Below are 16,214 nucleotides of genomic sequence, written 5' to 3' on the forward strand. Positions count from 1 at the left end.
GCTTCACTTGCCTATCGTTCGCCTGGGGTTGTCTCCGGATCGGGACGATTCGCGCGTCCTCTTTCATGCCTGATTTCCCGCAAACGCGCGCCGTGCGGGCACATGCGGTCAGCGTCGACGATCGGCGCGAAACTTGCATTGGAGCAGCCGCCGCAGCCATGTCCGCTGCGGCATCGACAACAAGACAATGGAGACGGTAATGACAGGGAATCTGTTGTTCAGACATGCTGCCACTGCCCTTTGCTTCGCCGCGACTTCGATCCTGCTCGCCGCGTGTGGCCACGGCGACGATCATCACAACCAGACCGCCAACACGCTGCCTTCGTTCGTGGTCTCGAGCAGCGTCACCACCACGACTTACGACGGCAACAGCGACGATCTGCTGACAGGCGGCCTCGGCAAGACGGGCCTCGGCTCGGCGACGGCGCCTTCGTTCGCGAACGCGGCCAGTCCGACGGCAGCGGAGTTACGCCGTCTGGCCATCTGGTCGAACTACCGCGCGCTCGTCGATATGTCGGCGAACGGCGGCTACGGCCGCTTCTGGGGGCCCAACGTCGACCTGAACGGCAACGACACGCTCGGCGAAGGCAAGATCGCCGGCACCGAATATGTCGCGTATGCGGACAGCGGCACCGGCCAGCAGAACGTGACGCTGATGGTCCAGGTGCCGAATTCGTTCGATCCGAACAATCCGTGCATCGTCACGGCGACGTCGTCGGGTTCGCGCGGCGTGTACGGCGCGATCTCGGCGGCGGGCGAGTGGGGCCTCAAGCGCGGCTGCGCGGTCGCGTACACCGACAAGGGCAGCGGCAACGGCGCCGAAGAAATGCAGACGGGCACGGTCACGCTGATGAACGGCACGCTGGGCACGGCAGCGGGCGCGGGCACAGCGAGCCTCTTCACGGCGAATGTATCGTCGACGGATCTGGCAACGTTCAACACCGGCTTTCCGAACCGCTACGCGTTCAAGCACGCGCACTCGCAGCAGAACCCCGAACAGGACTGGGGCAAGGACACGCTCGAAGCGATCCAGTTCGCGTACTGGGCGCTCAACCAGCAGTTCGCGCCGACCATCAACAACAACGCGCAGCAGCATGGCGTGCGCTACAACGCGGGCAGCATCACGACGATCGCGGCTTCCGTCAGCAATGGCGGCGGCGCATCGCTCGCGGCGGCCGAGCAGGACACGCAAGGCTGGATCACGGCCGTCGTCGTCGGCGAGCCGCAGATCAATCTGAACATGTCGTCGGCGGCGAAGGTGCTCGAAGGCGGCGTGCAGATTCCCGCTGCGGGCGCGCCGCTCGCCGACTACATGACCTACGCGAACATGCTGATGCCATGCGCGGCCGCGGCGACGGCGGCGACAGGCGCACCGTATCTGACGGCGCTGCCGCTTGCGACCACGCAGGCCATTCGCACGGCGCGCTGCGCATCGCTGGCGGCGGGCGGCTTCGTAAGCGGTGCGGACGCAACGAGCCAGGCCAACGACGCGCTCGCGAAACTGCATGCCGCCGGCTACGAAACCGACTCCGACCTGCTGCACGCGCCGATGTGGGATTCGCAGGCCGTGCCCGCCGTCGCTGTTACGTATGCGAACGCGTACACGAAGTCGAGCGTGACGGACAACCTGTGCAACTTCAGCTTCGGCACGACCAATGCAACGACGGGCGCAGCGGGCGTCACGCCCGCCGTTTCGCCGATGCTGTCCATCTTCGGCCTCGGCAACGGCGTGCCGCCAACCAACGGCATCAATCTCGTCTACAACGCCGCGCCGGCGGGCGGCGCGGATCACCGGCTCGCCACCGCCGACGCCAGCTTCACGGGCGCCGCCTGCGTGCGCGCATTGTGGACGGCGGGCGACGCACGCATGCAGCAGAACGTCAACGCGATCCGCGTGAACGCGAACCTGCACGGCAAGCCGGCCATCATCGTGCAGGGACGCAGCGACGCCCTCGTGCCCGTGAATCACGCATCGCGCGCGTATCTGGCGATGAACAACATCACGGAAGGCTCGAAGAGCCAGCTGTCGTTCTATGAAGTGATGAACGGCCAGCACTTCGACGCGTTCCTGAGCGTGGCCGGTTTCGATACGAGCTTCATACCGGTGCACTACTACAACATCCAGGCGCTGAATCTGATGTGGAGTCACCTGAAGAGCGGCGCGGCGCTGCCGCCGTCGCAGGTGATCCGCACGGTGCCGCGCGGCGGCACGGCAGGCGCTGCGCCCGCGCTGACCACGGCCAATCTGCCCGCGATTTCGGCGAGTCCCGGTGCGAATGCGATTCAGGTGTCGGCGGGAACGGTGAACGTACCGAAGTGATGCGGTAGACGGCGCGGCTCGCCATGCATTCGGATTCGGGCAAAACCGGCGAGCCGCGTGACACGCGCATGACAATCGAACGTGCGGATGGAGTCAGTTCGGACAGCACAGTGCGCCACCCATCGCCCAAAGGCGACGGACGTTCGTTCATGTGCGCCGTGACACACTATTTACCCGTCGGGTGCGGTACTGTGAAGCTATCGATGCTTCCGGAGCGACGGCCATGGATGCAATCCGCTTCACCTACACCGACCTTCCCATCGGCGAGCGCGCGGCGTTCGAACTGGTGTGCGCGCGGCACGGCTTCGCGCCCGCGCATTTCGACATCACCGCGAGCGACGATCCCGACGACGCGTCGCATCGCGCGCGTCTTCTGACGATACGGCGCGGCGGCTGGGCGCAGTCATATCACGAGGATACGGCGGGGCATTGGGTCAGGCAGTTCGAGACCGACCTGAACTGCCGCTTCTTCAAGTAACTCGCGAAGCGATCCGCGAAGTGATCCGCGAAAGGCGGCGGGCACGCGTGCCCGCGCGCCGTCAGGCGATCACGAGTCTCACGCCGACGAGCGTCAGCGTCGCGGCGAGGACGTTGCGCAGCAGTTTTTCGGGCGCTTTCGACGACAGATAACTGCCGATCACGATGCCCGGCAACGAGCCGACCAGCAGCGAGACCAGCATCGACCAGTCGATCGAGCCGAGCAGCCAGTGACCCGCGCCCGCGAGCAGCGTGAGCGGCACGGCGTGCGCGATATCGGAGCCGACGATTCGGGTAGTCGGCAGCATCGGATAGAGCAGCAGCAACACGGTCACACCGATCGCACCCGCGCCGACCGACGTCAGCGACACCAGCACGCCGAGGATCGCACCCGTGAGCATCGTCAGCGCGAGCGTGCTGCCCTGGCCCGTCGCACGCGTACGACCGGCAGCGAATTTCGTCAGTTGCGGCCGGAACACCAGCGCGATCGCGGTAATCAGCAGCGCAACGCCCAGCACGACGGAAATCAGATGTCCGCCGCGCGTCGAGGTCATCCCATAGCGGTGCAGCAGGATCAGCGTGATGGTGGCGGCGGGCACGCTGCCGGCTGCGAGACGCAGCGTGACCTGCCAGTCGATCGATCCCTTCACCCCATGCACGAGCGTGCCCGTCGCCTTGGTCGCGGCGGCGTACAGCAGGTCCGTGCCGACGGCTGTCGCCGGGTGCACGTTGAAGAGCAGCACGAGGATCGGCGTCATCAGCGAGCCGCCGCCGACGCCTGTCAGCCCGACCAGAAAGCCGACGAACAGACCCGACGCGGAAAACAGGAGATCGATATGGGGAAGTGCCATTGCGCGGACCGCGGACGGTCGTAAAAGGTTGCGGGCAAGCTTGCCGGTAGCGTCGCGCCAGGCCGCCTCTGAGGCGGTTTCAGCAGACGATCCCGTCGGCCGGCGGCGTGGCGAAAGACCGCTATTGTCGCAAAACCGGCGCTGCCGCGTACGAAAGCGCGCGGATGCCCCGACTACCCTGGCATCGGGGCGTCCCGACGGACGGCTTACAATACCGCTTTCGGGTGGCCTTGACACGCTGCACGGCGTGTCAGCGGGCCGCTCCTGCCTCCGCTTTTCCGAGCCTTCCATCCGCAGACCGACAAAAATGAATCCCGGCGTCGCCTACGCATTGCTCGCGTTCACCCTGTGGGGACTGTTCCCCGTCTACTTCAAGTCGCTGCATCAGATTTCGCCCATCGAGATGCTCGCCCACCGCATGGTGTGGTCGATGCTGTTTCTGTTCATCGTGCTGACGGTGCGGCAGCAGTGGCGGTGGCTCGCGCCCGTGCTGCGCGACCGGCGCCTGCTGGGGCGCTTCGCCGCGAGCGCGCTGTTGCTGTCGACGAACTGGGGCATCTATATCTGGGCCGTCAACGCGGGGCATATCGTCGAGGCGAGTCTTGGATACTTCGTCAATCCGCTGATCAACGTGTTGTTCGGCCTTGCGTTTCTCGGCGAGCGGCTGCGGCGCGTGCAGTGGCTGTCCGTGGCGATTGCCGCGTGTGGCGTGCTGTATCTCACATGGGAAAACGGCCATCCGCCGTGGATCAGTCTCGCGCTCGCATTCAGCTTTGCGGGTTATGGGTTGCTGCGCAAGACGGCGCAGCTTGGCGCGCTCGAAGGCTTGACGCTCGAAACGGTGCTGCTCTTTCCGGTTGCCGTGCTGTATCTGTTCTTCGCGTCTTCGTATGGCGAGAGCGGGTTCGGCGCGGCGTCGCTGGGCGTGAAGGTGCTGCTCGCGCTGGCTGGTCCGATCACGGCTGTGCCGTTGCTGCTGTTCGCCGCGGGCGCGCGGCGTATTCCGCTTTCGATGCTCGGGCTGATCCAGTACGTGACGCCGTCGCTGCAACTGCTGATTGGCGTGCTGATCTATCGCGAGCCGTTTGGGCAGGCGCAGCTGATCGGCTATGGCGCGATCTGGATCGCGCTCGCGCTGTATTCGCTCGATGGTTTGTGGCGAGCGCGTTTTGCGCGAGCGTGATTGATATCAGAGCGCGCGTTTGACTTCGACGACGCCGAACACGGCGAGCGCCAGCCCGGCGATGCGGTCGATAATCACGCGCAGCTTGTGTCCGATCGCATGGCGCGCGAGCGACACAGCCGTCACGAGAAAGCACCACCAGGCGATGGACCCGCAGAACACGCCGAGCACGGTCGTCAGCGCTACACTCGACGAAAACGGGCCACGCGGCGCGAGCGTCGTGAAGAGGGCGGCGAACATGATGACCGTCTGCGGGTTGGTGAGGGTCAGCAGCAGGGCGCTGGCGAAGGCTTTTAGTGCGCCGGCGTGGCCGATGTTTGCCAGCTTGCCTTCGTTGTCCTGGCTGTTGCCGTTATCGGCGGGGACTTTTTGCAGCATCGTGCGGATGCCGAGATAGAGAAGGAAGAGACCCGCGATGATGTGGAGCGGCTTGTCGTAGGCGAGCATGAAGTGCGAGACGCTGACGAGGCCTAGCGCGGCCACGAGGCCGTAGATGGCGTCGCCGCCTGCGATGCCCAGGCCGATGGCGAGGCCCGCGCGTGGGCCGTCGGTCAGTGTGCGGCGGATGCAGAGCATGCCCATGGGGCCGACTGGGGCGGCTACGGCGAGGCCTACGCCTGCGGCGGTCAGGAAGAGCGTTGGGGTGAACATGGGATCCTTTTTTGTCTGCGCGACGCTGGGGTGGTTTTTGTCAGCGCTGGCATCCGCGATATGCGTTCGTGCTTCACGCGTTGCCCCTGTGCGGGGCGGCACCTACTTTTCTTTGCCGCGGCAAAGAAAAGTAGGCAAAAGAAAGCCGCTAACACCGCTAATTCTAATCGCTTGCCCACGGGCCCCCAACTGCCCCGTCCTGTTCGCGCCAACATTCTTTTCGACGCCCGCTGCCCGCGCTTCGAAGAAGCGCATCACCCGCTTTACACTCCCGCGTCGCCACGTGCGCGATCGCATCGCCCATGTTCTATAGCGGCAAACTGTGTGTCGGCTGTCGCGGCGTACACGTTTCACTCCGCACTGAAAATCAAGGCCGGTGTCGTAAGAGCGCTGAGGTGTGGAGCACTACGACCTACACACAGTTTGCCACCTGGGCGGCATTAACCATTTGCTGCCGCCGGTTGCGCTACGGGTGCTTGAAGTGGGTGAGGCGTTTCGCCGAAGCGTTGGCAACGGGCAATGAATGGCAGATTGCCGTGTGAAGCGGAGGAACCGTTGGGGGCCCTCAGGCGGTGGTCAAGCACGGGCGGTGTTAGCCCGCTTTCTTTGCTTACTTTCTTTGCGGCGGCAAAGAAAGTAAGTGCCGCCCCGCACAGGGGCAACGCGTGAAGCAGGCAAGACAAAGCGCGGACGCCAGCGAAAACAAAAGCAAACCAAACCAGCGTCACAAGACAACCCAAAGCAAGTGCCGCCCCGCACAGGGGCAACGCGTGAAGCAGGCAAAACAACACGCGGATGCCAGCAAAAACACGTGCAAACCGATCAACCAGCAGCCCCATGCCTGCGACCCTTATGATGATCAGCCGCCAGAAACATATACATAGCCGGCACAACAAACAAAGTAAAAAGAGTCCCGATAGAAAGCCCGGTAAAAATCACGAGCCCCATGGCATTACGCCCAGCGGCGCCAGCCCCAGAAGCAATCACCAGCGGCAGCACGCCAAGCACCATAGCCGCAGTAGTCATGAGAATAGGCCGCAACCGCACAGCAGCAGCCTCTTCAAGCGCTTCCCGCTTCCCACGCCCAGCCCGCTGCAACTCATTAGCAAACTGAACAATCAAAATGCCATGCTTGCTGACAAGTCCCATCAAAGTAACAAGCCCCACCTGGGTATAAATGTTAAGCGTCGACAACCCGACATTAATAAAAATCAAAGCCCCAAACAAAGCCATCGGCACAGAAACAAGAATCACAACAGGATCACGAAAACTCTCGAACTGCGCGGCCAGCGCAAGAAACACGATAATCGTCGCGAACATCAGCGTAATCACGAATCCGCCTGACTCATGCACGAACTGCCGCGACAATCCCGAATAGTCCGCGCTATACCCGGTAGGCGCAGCATCCGTCGTCGCCTTGCGCAGGAAATCGAGTACTTCGCCTTGCGAAATCCCCGGCGCAATCACGCCTGAAATCGTCGCCGAGTTCAACTGCTGGAAGTGATTGATCGACTCGGGCACCACGTTTTGCTTCAGATGCGTCACCGTCGATGCAGGAATCACACTGCCATCGGGCGTGCGCAAGTAATAGTCGAGTACCTGCGACGGGTTCAGCCGGTCCGTTTGCAACACCTGCGGAATCACCTTGTACGAACGCCCCGCAATCGAAAAGTAGTTCACGTAATTGCCGCCCAGCGCCGCGCCCAAAGTCTGTCCGACATCACTCTGCGTAAGCCCGAGCGACGCCACCTTGTCGCGATCCACCACCAGCACGCTTTCCGGCTTGTCGATCTTCAGATCGCTATCGACGAAAAAGAACATGCCGCTTTCACGCGCTTTCTGCAGCACCGTCTGCGACACTTCATTCAGGTTCTCGAACGGCTCCGTCGTGCTGATCACGAATTGCACCGGCAAACCCTGCGCGCCCGGCAATGGCGGGAACTGGAACGCCGCCACGCGCGCACCCGCAATGCCGTTCCACTTCGCCTGCAATTCCTGCTGCAACTGCGTGGCGTTCTTGTGGCGCTTGTCCCATGTCTTGAACAGCACGCCGCCAATGCCCTGATTCAGCGTCGGCGCACCCGTCAACTGGAACATCTGCGAATACTCCGGCAAGCCCTTCGAAATGTCGAACACCTGGTCGGCGTAAGTCTGCATCTGCTGGATCGTCGCGTTCGGCGGGCCCTGTATCTGCGACAGCACGATGCCCTGATCCTCCTGCGGCGCCAGCTCCGATTGCGATGTCATGAACAGATACACGGTGCCGCACAACAACAGCCCGCCCATTACGATGAACACGGGCCACGTATCGAGCATCGAATGCAGCAGCCGTCCATAACCGTGATGCACGCGCTCGAACTGCCGGTCGACGAAACGCGCGAAACGTCCCGACTCCTGATCCATGCGGAAAAAGCGAGAACACATCATCGGCGACAGGCTCAATGCGATCACGCCCGATACGGCCACGGCACCCGCCAGCGTGAATGCGAACTCGGTGAAGAGGGCGCCCGTCAGTCCGCCCTGAAAACCGATCGGCAGATATACGGCAATCAGCACCACCGTCATCGCGAGAATCGGCCCGCCCAGTTCGCGCGCGGCGATCAATGCGGCTTCGAACGGAGGCTTGCCTTCTTCCTTCATATGCCGGTCAACGTTCTCCACCACGATGATCGCGTCATCCACCACGAGGCCGATTGCAAGCACGAGCGCCAGCAGTGTGAGCAGGTTGATCGAATAGCCGAGCAGCTGCATCACGAAGAACGTGCCGACCAGCGACAGCGGCATCGCAATCACCGGCACGATCACCGCACGGAAGCTGCCGAGGAACAGGAAGATCACCACCGTCACGATCAACAGCGCTTCGACGAGCGTCTTCACCACTTCTTCGATTGCCGTGTTGATGAAGTCCGTTGCGTCGTAGACGATGTCGCCCGTCATGCCCGTCGGAAACTGCTTTTGCAGATCGGGAAAGATCGCCTTCACGCGCTTCGCGACATCGAGCACGTTCGCGTCCGGCGCGACCTTGATGCCGATGAACACCGAGCGCTTGCCGCTGAACGCGACGTTGAAGTCGTAACTGTCCGCGCCGAGTACGACATTGCCGACATCTTCTAGCCGCACGATCGCGCCGTTCTTCTGCTTGACGACGAGCTTGCGGAAGTCGTCGACGGAATGCAGGTCGGTGCCCGCGTTCAGATCGACGCTGACCATCTGGCCTTTGCTTGTGCCGAGCGTCGCCAGATAGTTGTTGCTGCCAAGCGTCGTGAACACGTCGGAAGCGGTGACGTTGTGCGCGGCGAGCTTCGCCGAGTCGAGCCACGCGCGCAACGCGAATTGCCGGCCACCGAGAATTTCCGCCGTCTGCACGCCCTGGATCGAATCGAGCTTCGGCTTCACGACGCGCAGCAGATAGTCGGTGACGTTGTTGCTCGGCAGCACGTTGCTGTAGAAGCCCATGTACATCGCATCCGTGGTCTGCCCGGTTTGTACCGTCAGCACCGGCTGCTGCGCCTGCGGCGGCAACTGGTTGCGCACCGATGCGATCTGCGTGTTGATCTCCGTCAGCGCGCGGTTCGAATCGTAGTTCAGGCGCAGTGTGGCCGTGATCGTCGAGACGCCCGTCGCGCTTGTCGACGACATGTAGTCGATGCCCTGTGCCTGTGCAATCGCCGATTCGAGCGGCTGCGTGATGAAGCCCGCCATCGTGTCGGCACTCGCGCCGTAGTAGGCCGTGGTGATCGTGACGACGCCGTTCTCCGTTTGCGGATATTCGCTGACCTTGAGCGTCGACAATGCACGCGCGCCGAGCACGAGAATCAGCAGGCTCACGACGCACGCGAGCACGGGCCGTTCGATAAAGATATCGGTGAATTTCATCGGGCGGCCTCTTATTGTTCCTGAGGCGTCGGATTGGGGCTGTCCGCAGGCTGCACGCGATTGTCGATCACGAGCGGCGTGCCGTTCTTCAGCTTCAGCTGACCGCTCGTCACGACCTGCGTGCCTTCGCCGATGCCCTTGAGTATCGCCACCTGATCGCCGCGCGTCGGCCCTGGCGTCACGAACACCTGCTGCGCGATGGGCATCACCTTGCCTTGCGCATCCTTGTGCTCGCCAGGTTTAACGACGAACACAGTCGCGCCGTACGGGTTATAGGTAATGGCCGTTTGCGGCAGCGTCAGATAGCGCTCTTCGTTGCCCGCGTCGATTTTCACGTTCGCGTACATGCCAGGCAACAGCTTGCGCTCGCGGTTATCCACGGTCGCTTCGATCTGCACGTTGCGCGTCGCGCTGTCCACGCGCGGATTGATCGAGCGGATCTTGCCGTCGAAAGTGCGGCTGCTATACGCGTTCGTATCGACGACCACAGTCTGACCAACCTGCAATTGCCCCAGTTGTTGCTGCGGCAGATAGAAGTCGGCGTAGATCGGATCGATCGCCTGCAACGTGACGATGGCGTCACCTGGATTGATGTATTGGCCGGGATTGACGGTGGTGATGCCCACGCGCCCTGCAAACGGCGCGCGAATCGTTTTCTTCTCCACCAGCGCGGCCTGTTGATCGACCTGGGCGCGCTTGCTTTTCAGGTCGGCGGCATCGGCGTCGAGTTGCGCCTTCGCGATCGCCTGAATCTCGTACTGTGCCTTGTCGCGCTTATAGACCGTTTGCGCGAGTTCCGCCGCCGCCTGCAGCGAAGCGAGTTGCGCGCGGTCGGAATCGTCGTTCAGGCGCACCAGTATCTGGCCTGCTTTTACTTCCTGACCGGAGCTGAATGGGATATCGCGAACGAGACCGGGCACTTCCGTCGTCACATCGACGCCGCGCACCGCGCGCAGGCTGCCGATGGCGGCAAGTTGAGGCTGCCAGCTCTGATAACGTGCGACGGCGGCCGTGACCGTGGCGGCGGGCGCGGCATTGCTCGCCATGAACTGCCGGATCATGTGCGCCTTGAACAGGTTGAAGCCGACCAGCGCGCCGAGCAGCACGCACACGCAGATCAGCATGATGATCATCCGCCTGGCCATGGGTCTTTTCGTCGTCATCTGAATGTCCTTGCACGGCAAACTGGTGAGGCACGACACGTATCCGGCGGCGCTGCGGGCTCATCGCATGCGACGCGCGGCGGTTGCGAAAGCAATCAATGCGGGGCGGGCTGGCCCGGCTGACTCGCCTGGCTCGTGGCGGTGTCGTTCCACCAGCCACCGCCGAGCGCCTGGTATAGCGCCGCCGTATCGGCATAACGCGCGGCTTGCGCCTGCGCGAGATTCACGACGGTCTGCTGGTATTGACGCTGCGCATCGAGCAGCGCCAGAAAGCTGACGCCGCCGACGCGAAACTGCCCACGCGTCAGATCGAGCGATGCACCGGCCGAGCGCCAAGCATCGGTTTGTGCGGCAAGCCCCGTCGCATCGTGTTCGAGCGCACGCAACGTATCGGCGACGTTCTGGAACGCCAGCAATACGGTCTGCCGGTATTGCGCGTTGGCCTGATCGAATGCGGCTTCGGCGGCGCGCTTTTGCGCGCTCAACTGGCCGCCATGAAAGAGCGGTTGAAGAATGCCCGCGCCCAGACTCCAGATCGTGTCCGCCGACTTGAACAGACCCGCTGGCGTCAGCGCCTGCGTGCCGTAGCTCGCCGACAGCGTGATCTGCGGATACATGTTCGCCGTCGCCACGCCGACCTGCGCGCTTGCCTGATGCAAGGTGGCATCGGCGGCGAGAATGTCGGGGCGCTGCCTGACGAGCGACGACGGCAGGCTCACGGGCAAGCTCTGCGGCAGCGTGAACATCGACAGCCTGAATTCGGGGACGCCCGTATCGCTCGGTGGCTTGCCCGCGAGCACGGCGAGCTGATGGCGCGTCTGGTCGAGCGACTGACGCAGCGGCGGCAGCGTCGCGCGGGTTTGTGCGAGCAAGGTTTCCTGCGAGAGCACGGCGACGCGTCCCACGCCGCCGAGTTCGAACTGCTTGCGCAACACGCCGAGCTGCGCCTCTTCGTCGGTGGCGATGCGCTCGGTGGCTTCGATCTGCTCGCGCAACGACGCTTCCTTGACGGCCGCCGTGACGATATTCGCTGACAGCGCGAGATACGCGGCCTGCAACTGATAGCCCTGGTAATCGATCTGCGAGCGCAGTCCTTCGAGTTCGCGCCGCGAGCCGCCGAACACGTCGAGGTTGTACGACACATTCACCGATGCGTTGTACAGGTTCAGTTCTTCCGTGAGTCCCGGCTGGCCGAAGGTCACGCCATTGAATTTCTCGCGTGTTGCATTGAGCTTCGCATCGACGGATGGATAGAGCGCGCTGCCCACTTCCGCGCGGTAGTTCTCGCTTGCCTGCCTCAATGCGGCTTGCGCGGCGGCGATGTTAGGGCTGTTGGCGAGTGCTTCGCGGATCAGCGCATCGAGCGGCTCGCAGTGAAAGAGCGTCCACCACTGCGCAGGAATGTCCTGTCCTGCGGCGAATTGCTGAGGCACGCCCGATGCGCCCGGCGACGACGCCGTCTGTTCGGGCAATGGCGTGGGTGTGTAGGTATCCGTGGCGGGCGGAGCGGGCGTGCGATAGTCGGGGCCCACCATGCAGCCGGACAACGGAAGCAGGGCCGTACTCAGGATGGCGACGGCTGCGATGATCGAAGCGCCGGATGCACGTGAAGGGCAACCGCGAAACGTAAAGCATGAAGGTCTATTCAAACGACTGCGACTGCCATTGACGTCATCGATCATCTATCCACCTTGTATTACCTGCGCGGACTACGAACGAAATACCGAATGCAGAATTCAACAGCCTGATGCCGCGCATAGCCTAGCATGGGTCGTTGCGAACGAGAGCATGCTTGCAGAAGCTTTAGGGGAATAGACGCGCTTTGCAGCGCGTAAACGTTAAATGCGAAACGTGTGTGGTCGTAAAGGAAAACGCCGCATGCATCGTGTGTCGATACATGCGGCGCTATGGCAGTGACAGATAGAGGGACTGTTCGGTGAGCGATCTAATGTCGCTGCACATGTTGATTTGACAATTGAGTGCGGTCTTGCGATCGCGCCCTTACAGCAGCGCAGGCATGTCTAATGCGCAGCGCCACGTTCGCCCGATGTCGCTACCGTGCCGGGCTTGCGCAACATCTTGTCGACTTCGCCCGCATGCATCTCTTCGACGGCGATCATCTGCCGCGCATATTCTTCGAGTGCGACCGAGCGGTCCTTCACGAGTGCGAGCAGATCGCGATACAGGCCTAACGCGACTTCTTCCGCGGTGAGCGATTCGCGCAGGATCGATGCGATGTCGGTGGTGTGCGAATCGAGCAGCGCGCCGATGCCAAGCGATGGGTACTCGCCGAGTGTCGTGATCCATTCGCCTGCAAGATGCGCGTGCTGCAGCGATTCGTCGGCCTGCTGGCGCAGCCACGACACGATCGGGATGCGACCAAAGCCGAACACGAGGAAAGAGTAGTGCGTATACCGGACTATGCCTGCCAGCTCTGATTCGAGTATCTGGTTCAGCACCGCGATGACTTTGTCCTTCTCGATGTCTGGCATGTAGGCCTCCGTGATGCGCATCGATAGTCGCTGCGTGTCGCGACGACAGAGGCTTTCATTGTTGGCTTCGCCTCTGCAAAGATCAAGTGAATCGCGGTGGTAAGGCCGTCAACGCACGACGAGGATGGGAACGGCAATCGTCGCGTAGGGCAAAGGCCTCGCGGGCGCGGGTGGTGGCACGACGGCGACGTAAGGCACGATAGGCGCCGCCGGCACGACAGGCACGACGACGGGCGGTTGCGGCGGCACGTAATAGAGCGTGCGCGCCGGCGCATAGACGGCTGCGGGCACATAGGCCGCATGAACGAATACGGTGCCGGCAAAGGCACTCGACGAGCAGGCGATACCCATGGCGGCGATCGCGGACGTGTAAGCAGAGCGAATGTTCACATGAAACTCCTAAAGCAGATGCCGGCGGAGGGGAAGTCCCGACGTTGCCGCCGACGTGCAAACGATACGCATCGCACTTGCACAATGACAGCGATGACTTGTTTCATTCGATGTCGGAAAAAGCACGCTCATGTTTGAAGCGTTCGCTTCGTAATTCACGGTGCAACTAGCGTGAAAACGCACCGCGTCGACGTGACATGAATCGACATAACTTTGAAATTGCGCTGCACGCGCCGGACTACCAGAATTCGCTTCGCCAACGACGAATCGCAACACGACGTAGCGAAGAAGTTGAATGAACCGATGATGGAGATGGAACATGAAGAAGTTGATCGCTATTCTGGCTTTGTGCATTGCATCGACGGGCGTGATGGCCCAGACGGCACCGCAGCCGATGGGTGGCTCGCCGCGCATGGAGCGCATGATGCAGCAGTTGCAGGAGCGCTTCGCCGCCGCCAACACGACACATGACGGCAAGCTGACGCTCGCTCAGGCGCAGACAGGCATGCCACGCGTCGCACAGCACTTCAATGAAATCGACACGCAAAAGCAGGGCTTTGTGACGCTCGCGCAGATCGAGCAGTTCATGGCGCAGCGCGCGGGATCGCACTGACGGAAAAACGGGTCGGCATGAAGCTACACTGTTGCAACATGAATGAAACGTGAGCGACCAAGGAGTCTTGCATGGACCGACCCGCCCGCATCATCGTGCTCGACGACGAAGCGGAACTCCGCAACATGCTGCAGCGCTTTCTGAGCGGACATGGCTTCGAAGTCCGCGCTGTCGAGAACAGCAAGCGGCTCGAACGCTATCTGCAGCGCGAGCCGTATGACCTGCTCGTGCTCGATCTGATGATCGGCGAAGAAGACGGCCTGCAGATCTGCGCGAAGCTGAGGGCAGAAGGGCACACGCTGCCCATCCTGATGCTTACGGCCAAGGGCGATCCGCTCGATCGCGTGATCGGTCTGGAGACGGGCGCGGACGATTACCTTGCCAAGCCGTTTCTGCCGCGCGAACTCGTCGCGCGGATCAATGCGCTGCTGCGTCGCCAGAAAATCGCCTCGAACGATCCGACCGTCACCACGCAGACGCTGCGTTTCGGCGACTTCCGGCTCGATGTGAGCAAGCAGTGCCTGTATAAGCAGGACGATCTGCTCGAACTGCATTCGGCGCAGATGTTGTTGCTGACGGCGCTGGCGGCATCGCCGAACCGCGCGGTGAGCCGTGACAACCTGATCGCGCGTGCCAGAGGACGCGACCACGATGCGCTCGACCGCAGTATCGACGTGCAGATTCTGCGTCTGCGGCAGGCGATCGAAGCCGATCCGTCGAAGCCGCGTTTCATCAAGACCGTGTGGGGCGTCGGCTATATGCTGGTCGCCGACGTCGACGCATGAGCGCGCGCATCTTGCGGCGCCTGTTGCCGCGCAGCGTGCTGGCGCGCAACATCGCGCTCCTGATCGTGCTCGTTGCGTTCACGCAGGTCTGCTCGCTGAGCGTGCTGATTCATTACGTGCAGAAACCGCGCGTCGAACGGGCCGCGGCCGTGTTCGGCACGTACATCAAGACGCTGGATAACGCGCTGTCGGCGTCGCCCGAAGATGCGCGCGATACGCTGGTCGCGCGGCTCGATGCGCGTAATGAACCGCCTCCCGAAGCGGTGTCCGATCCGCGTGTGCGTTTGCTCGCGTTCTACCGGACCTATCAGCTCGCGACATTTCTGGAGACGCTGCATCGCTATCTGCCGCCCGGCACCGAAGTGCGCTGGCAGGGCGCGCCACATCCGCGCATGTGGATACGCATGCACGTCGCTCACACACCGTATTGGATCGGCTTGCAGGTGCCGGAAGAAGCGCAGGGCGGCGGTATGCTCACGGCGGTGCTGCTGTCGCTGGGGCTCGCGACGCTGGCCGCGTTGACGGGCTTCGCGTTGCAGGCGCATCTGAACCGTCCGTTGCGCGAGCTTGCGCAGGCGGCGCGCCGTGTGAGCGCGGGCGAAACGCCGCCGCCTTTGCCTGTCGATGGTCCGACGGAAATCGCGCAGGTAAGTGGCGCATTCAACCAGATGACACAGGCGCTGCAGCAGGCAGAAGCGACACGTGCGCTGATGCTCGCGGGTATCTCGCACGACATTCGCACGCCGCTGACAAAGCTGCGTCTGGCGATGGCCATGGCGCAGGACACGAACGGCGACGAAGCGTTCGTCATCGCGGCGGAATCGTATCTCGACCAGATCGACACGATCCTGCAGCAATTCATGGATTACGCGGGTAGTGGCGAACGCGAAACGCCGCAATCGGGTGATCTGAACGCGCTGATCAGCCAGCTTGCCGCGGACTTCGCGGGCCTTGGGCACGAGTTCGAATTGCAGCTTGGCGAGTTACCCGAGCACGCATTCCGGCCGATCACGATGATGCGGCTCGTGATGAACCTGATGCAGAACGCGGTCGTGTATGGTCAAACGGGCCTCGCTGTGAGGACATGGGCCGATGCGCAGGCGATCCACGTCGCGGTCGGCGATCGCGGCAAAGGTTTGAGCGTAGAAGAACTCGAACGGCTCAGGGCGCCGTTCCAGCGCGGCAAGAATGCCCATGGCAAAACGGGCGGCACGGGACTGGGGCTCGCGATTGTCGAACGCATCGCGCGGCTGCACGGCGGCTCGCTCGAGTTTCATGCGCGCGAAGGCGGCGGTCTCGAAGTGTGGGCCGTGCTGCCCATCCAGCGCAATTCGAGCGCGGCCGATGCGGGCGAACATGCCGTTGCGCCGTCGTCCGTCTGAGCACGCAAGACAATTCATGGATGAGCGGCTA

General features: G+C 62.6%; 13 protein-coding genes. 6 read left to right on the forward strand and 7 right to left on the reverse strand.

Annotated features, from left to right (window positions below):
* Window positions 1-199 precede the first annotated feature (199 nt).
* Window positions 200-2,320, forward strand: a complete 2,121-nt coding sequence (locus G3O01_RS20460) for a D-(-)-3-hydroxybutyrate oligomer hydrolase (RefSeq protein ID WP_205806956.1) — start codon at window positions 200-202, stop codon at window positions 2,318-2,320.
* A gap of 223 nt (window positions 2,321-2,543) precedes the next feature.
* Window positions 2,544-2,798 carry a hypothetical protein gene (locus G3O01_RS20465; RefSeq protein ID WP_205806957.1) on the forward strand — a complete coding sequence of 85 codons (255 nt, stop codon included), beginning with the start codon at window positions 2,544-2,546 and terminating at the stop codon, window positions 2,796-2,798.
* A gap of 61 nt (window positions 2,799-2,859) precedes the next feature.
* Here the strand turns inward: G3O01_RS20465 and G3O01_RS20470 are convergent, their stop codons facing one another.
* On the reverse strand, window positions 2,860-3,648 hold the full coding sequence (locus tag G3O01_RS20470) for a sulfite exporter TauE/SafE family protein (RefSeq protein WP_205806958.1): 789 nt from the start codon (window positions 3,646-3,648) through the stop codon (window positions 2,860-2,862).
* Between the two features lie 307 nt (window positions 3,649-3,955).
* On the opposite strand from G3O01_RS20470, the gene rarD reads away from it, so the two are divergent.
* Entirely contained in the window at window positions 3,956-4,831 is an 876-nt protein-coding gene (rarD, locus tag G3O01_RS20475) for an EamA family transporter RarD (RefSeq protein WP_205806959.1), read from the forward strand.
* 6 nt (window positions 4,832-4,837) lie between these two features.
* On the opposite strand, the gene G3O01_RS20480 is transcribed toward rarD, so the two are convergent.
* The 6 genes from G3O01_RS20480 to G3O01_RS20505 all read right to left on the reverse strand — a co-directional run bounded on the left by G3O01_RS20480 (window position 4,838) and on the right by G3O01_RS20505 (window position 13,403).
* Window positions 4,838-5,482 carry a LysE family translocator gene (locus G3O01_RS20480; protein ID WP_205806960.1) on the reverse strand — a complete coding sequence of 215 codons (645 nt, stop codon included), beginning with the start codon at window positions 5,480-5,482 and terminating at the stop codon, window positions 4,838-4,840.
* An 822-nt stretch (window positions 5,483-6,304) separates the two neighbouring features.
* Window positions 6,305-9,358 carry an efflux RND transporter permease subunit gene (locus G3O01_RS20485; protein ID WP_205806961.1) on the reverse strand — a complete coding sequence of 1,018 codons (3,054 nt, stop codon included), beginning with the start codon at window positions 9,356-9,358 and terminating at the stop codon, window positions 6,305-6,307.
* A gap of 11 nt (window positions 9,359-9,369) precedes the next feature.
* On the reverse strand, window positions 9,370-10,521 hold the full coding sequence (locus tag G3O01_RS20490) for an efflux RND transporter periplasmic adaptor subunit (RefSeq protein ID WP_205806962.1): 1,152 nt from the start codon (window positions 10,519-10,521) through the stop codon (window positions 9,370-9,372).
* 95 nt (window positions 10,522-10,616) lie between these two features.
* Entirely contained in the window at window positions 10,617-12,203 is a 1,587-nt protein-coding gene (locus G3O01_RS20495; protein WP_205806963.1) for an efflux transporter outer membrane subunit, read from the reverse strand.
* Between the two features lie 339 nt (window positions 12,204-12,542).
* Entirely contained in the window at window positions 12,543-13,013 is a 471-nt protein-coding gene (locus G3O01_RS20500; protein ID WP_205806964.1) for a ferritin-like domain-containing protein, read from the reverse strand.
* A gap of 108 nt (window positions 13,014-13,121) precedes the next feature.
* A complete protein-coding gene (locus G3O01_RS20505; RefSeq protein WP_205806965.1) occupies window positions 13,122-13,403 on the reverse strand; it encodes a hypothetical protein in 282 nt (93 codons plus the stop codon).
* Between the two features lie 319 nt (window positions 13,404-13,722).
* On the opposite strand from G3O01_RS20505, the gene G3O01_RS20510 reads away from it, so the two are divergent.
* The 3 genes from G3O01_RS20510 (at window position 13,723) to G3O01_RS20520 (ending at window position 16,183) form a co-directional block, all read left to right on the forward strand.
* The gene (locus tag G3O01_RS20510) at window positions 13,723-14,016 is read left to right on the forward strand and encodes an EF-hand domain-containing protein (protein WP_205806966.1); all 294 of its coding nucleotides are present in this window, start codon (window positions 13,723-13,725) and stop codon (window positions 14,014-14,016) included.
* A gap of 71 nt (window positions 14,017-14,087) precedes the next feature.
* Window positions 14,088-14,801 carry a response regulator gene (locus G3O01_RS20515; protein WP_205806967.1) on the forward strand — a complete coding sequence of 238 codons (714 nt, stop codon included), beginning with the start codon at window positions 14,088-14,090 and terminating at the stop codon, window positions 14,799-14,801.
* Complete coding sequence (locus tag G3O01_RS20520) at window positions 14,798-16,183, forward strand: ATP-binding protein (protein WP_205806968.1); 1,386 nt, start codon at window positions 14,798-14,800, stop codon at window positions 16,181-16,183. The genes G3O01_RS20515 and G3O01_RS20520 overlap by 4 nt, the downstream gene beginning before the upstream one ends.
* Window positions 16,184-16,214 lie beyond the last annotated feature (31 nt).

Origin of the sequence: Burkholderia sp. Ac-20365 (assembly GCF_017104715.1) — a bacterium.
Classification (GTDB): domain Bacteria; phylum Pseudomonadota; class Gammaproteobacteria; order Burkholderiales; family Burkholderiaceae; genus Paraburkholderia.

Coding starts and splice junctions, on each gene's coding strand:
- G3O01_RS20460 (WP_205806956.1), top strand. CDS start 200: ATGACAGGGAATCTGTTGTTCAGACATGCTGCCACTGCCCTTTGCTTC.
- G3O01_RS20465 (WP_205806957.1), top strand. CDS start 2,544: ATGGATGCAATCCGCTTCACCTACACCGACCTTCCCATCGGCGAGCGC.
- G3O01_RS20470 (WP_205806958.1), bottom strand. CDS start 3,648: ATGGCACTTCCCCATATCGATCTCCTGTTTTCCGCGTCGGGTCTGTTC.
- rarD (WP_205806959.1), top strand. CDS start 3,956: ATGAATCCCGGCGTCGCCTACGCATTGCTCGCGTTCACCCTGTGGGGA.
- G3O01_RS20480 (WP_205806960.1), bottom strand. CDS start 5,482: ATGTTCACCCCAACGCTCTTCCTGACCGCCGCAGGCGTAGGCCTCGCC.
- G3O01_RS20485 (WP_205806961.1), bottom strand. CDS start 9,358: ATGAAATTCACCGATATCTTTATCGAACGGCCCGTGCTCGCGTGCGTC.
- G3O01_RS20490 (WP_205806962.1), bottom strand. CDS start 10,521: ATGACGACGAAAAGACCCATGGCCAGGCGGATGATCATCATGCTGATC.
- G3O01_RS20495 (WP_205806963.1), bottom strand. CDS start 12,203: ATGATCGATGACGTCAATGGCAGTCGCAGTCGTTTGAATAGACCTTCA.
- G3O01_RS20500 (WP_205806964.1), bottom strand. CDS start 13,013: ATGCCAGACATCGAGAAGGACAAAGTCATCGCGGTGCTGAACCAGATA.
- G3O01_RS20510 (WP_205806966.1), top strand. CDS start 13,723: ATGAAGAAGTTGATCGCTATTCTGGCTTTGTGCATTGCATCGACGGGC.
- G3O01_RS20515 (WP_205806967.1), top strand. CDS start 14,088: ATGGACCGACCCGCCCGCATCATCGTGCTCGACGACGAAGCGGAACTC.
- G3O01_RS20520 (WP_205806968.1), top strand. CDS start 14,798: ATGAGCGCGCGCATCTTGCGGCGCCTGTTGCCGCGCAGCGTGCTGGCG.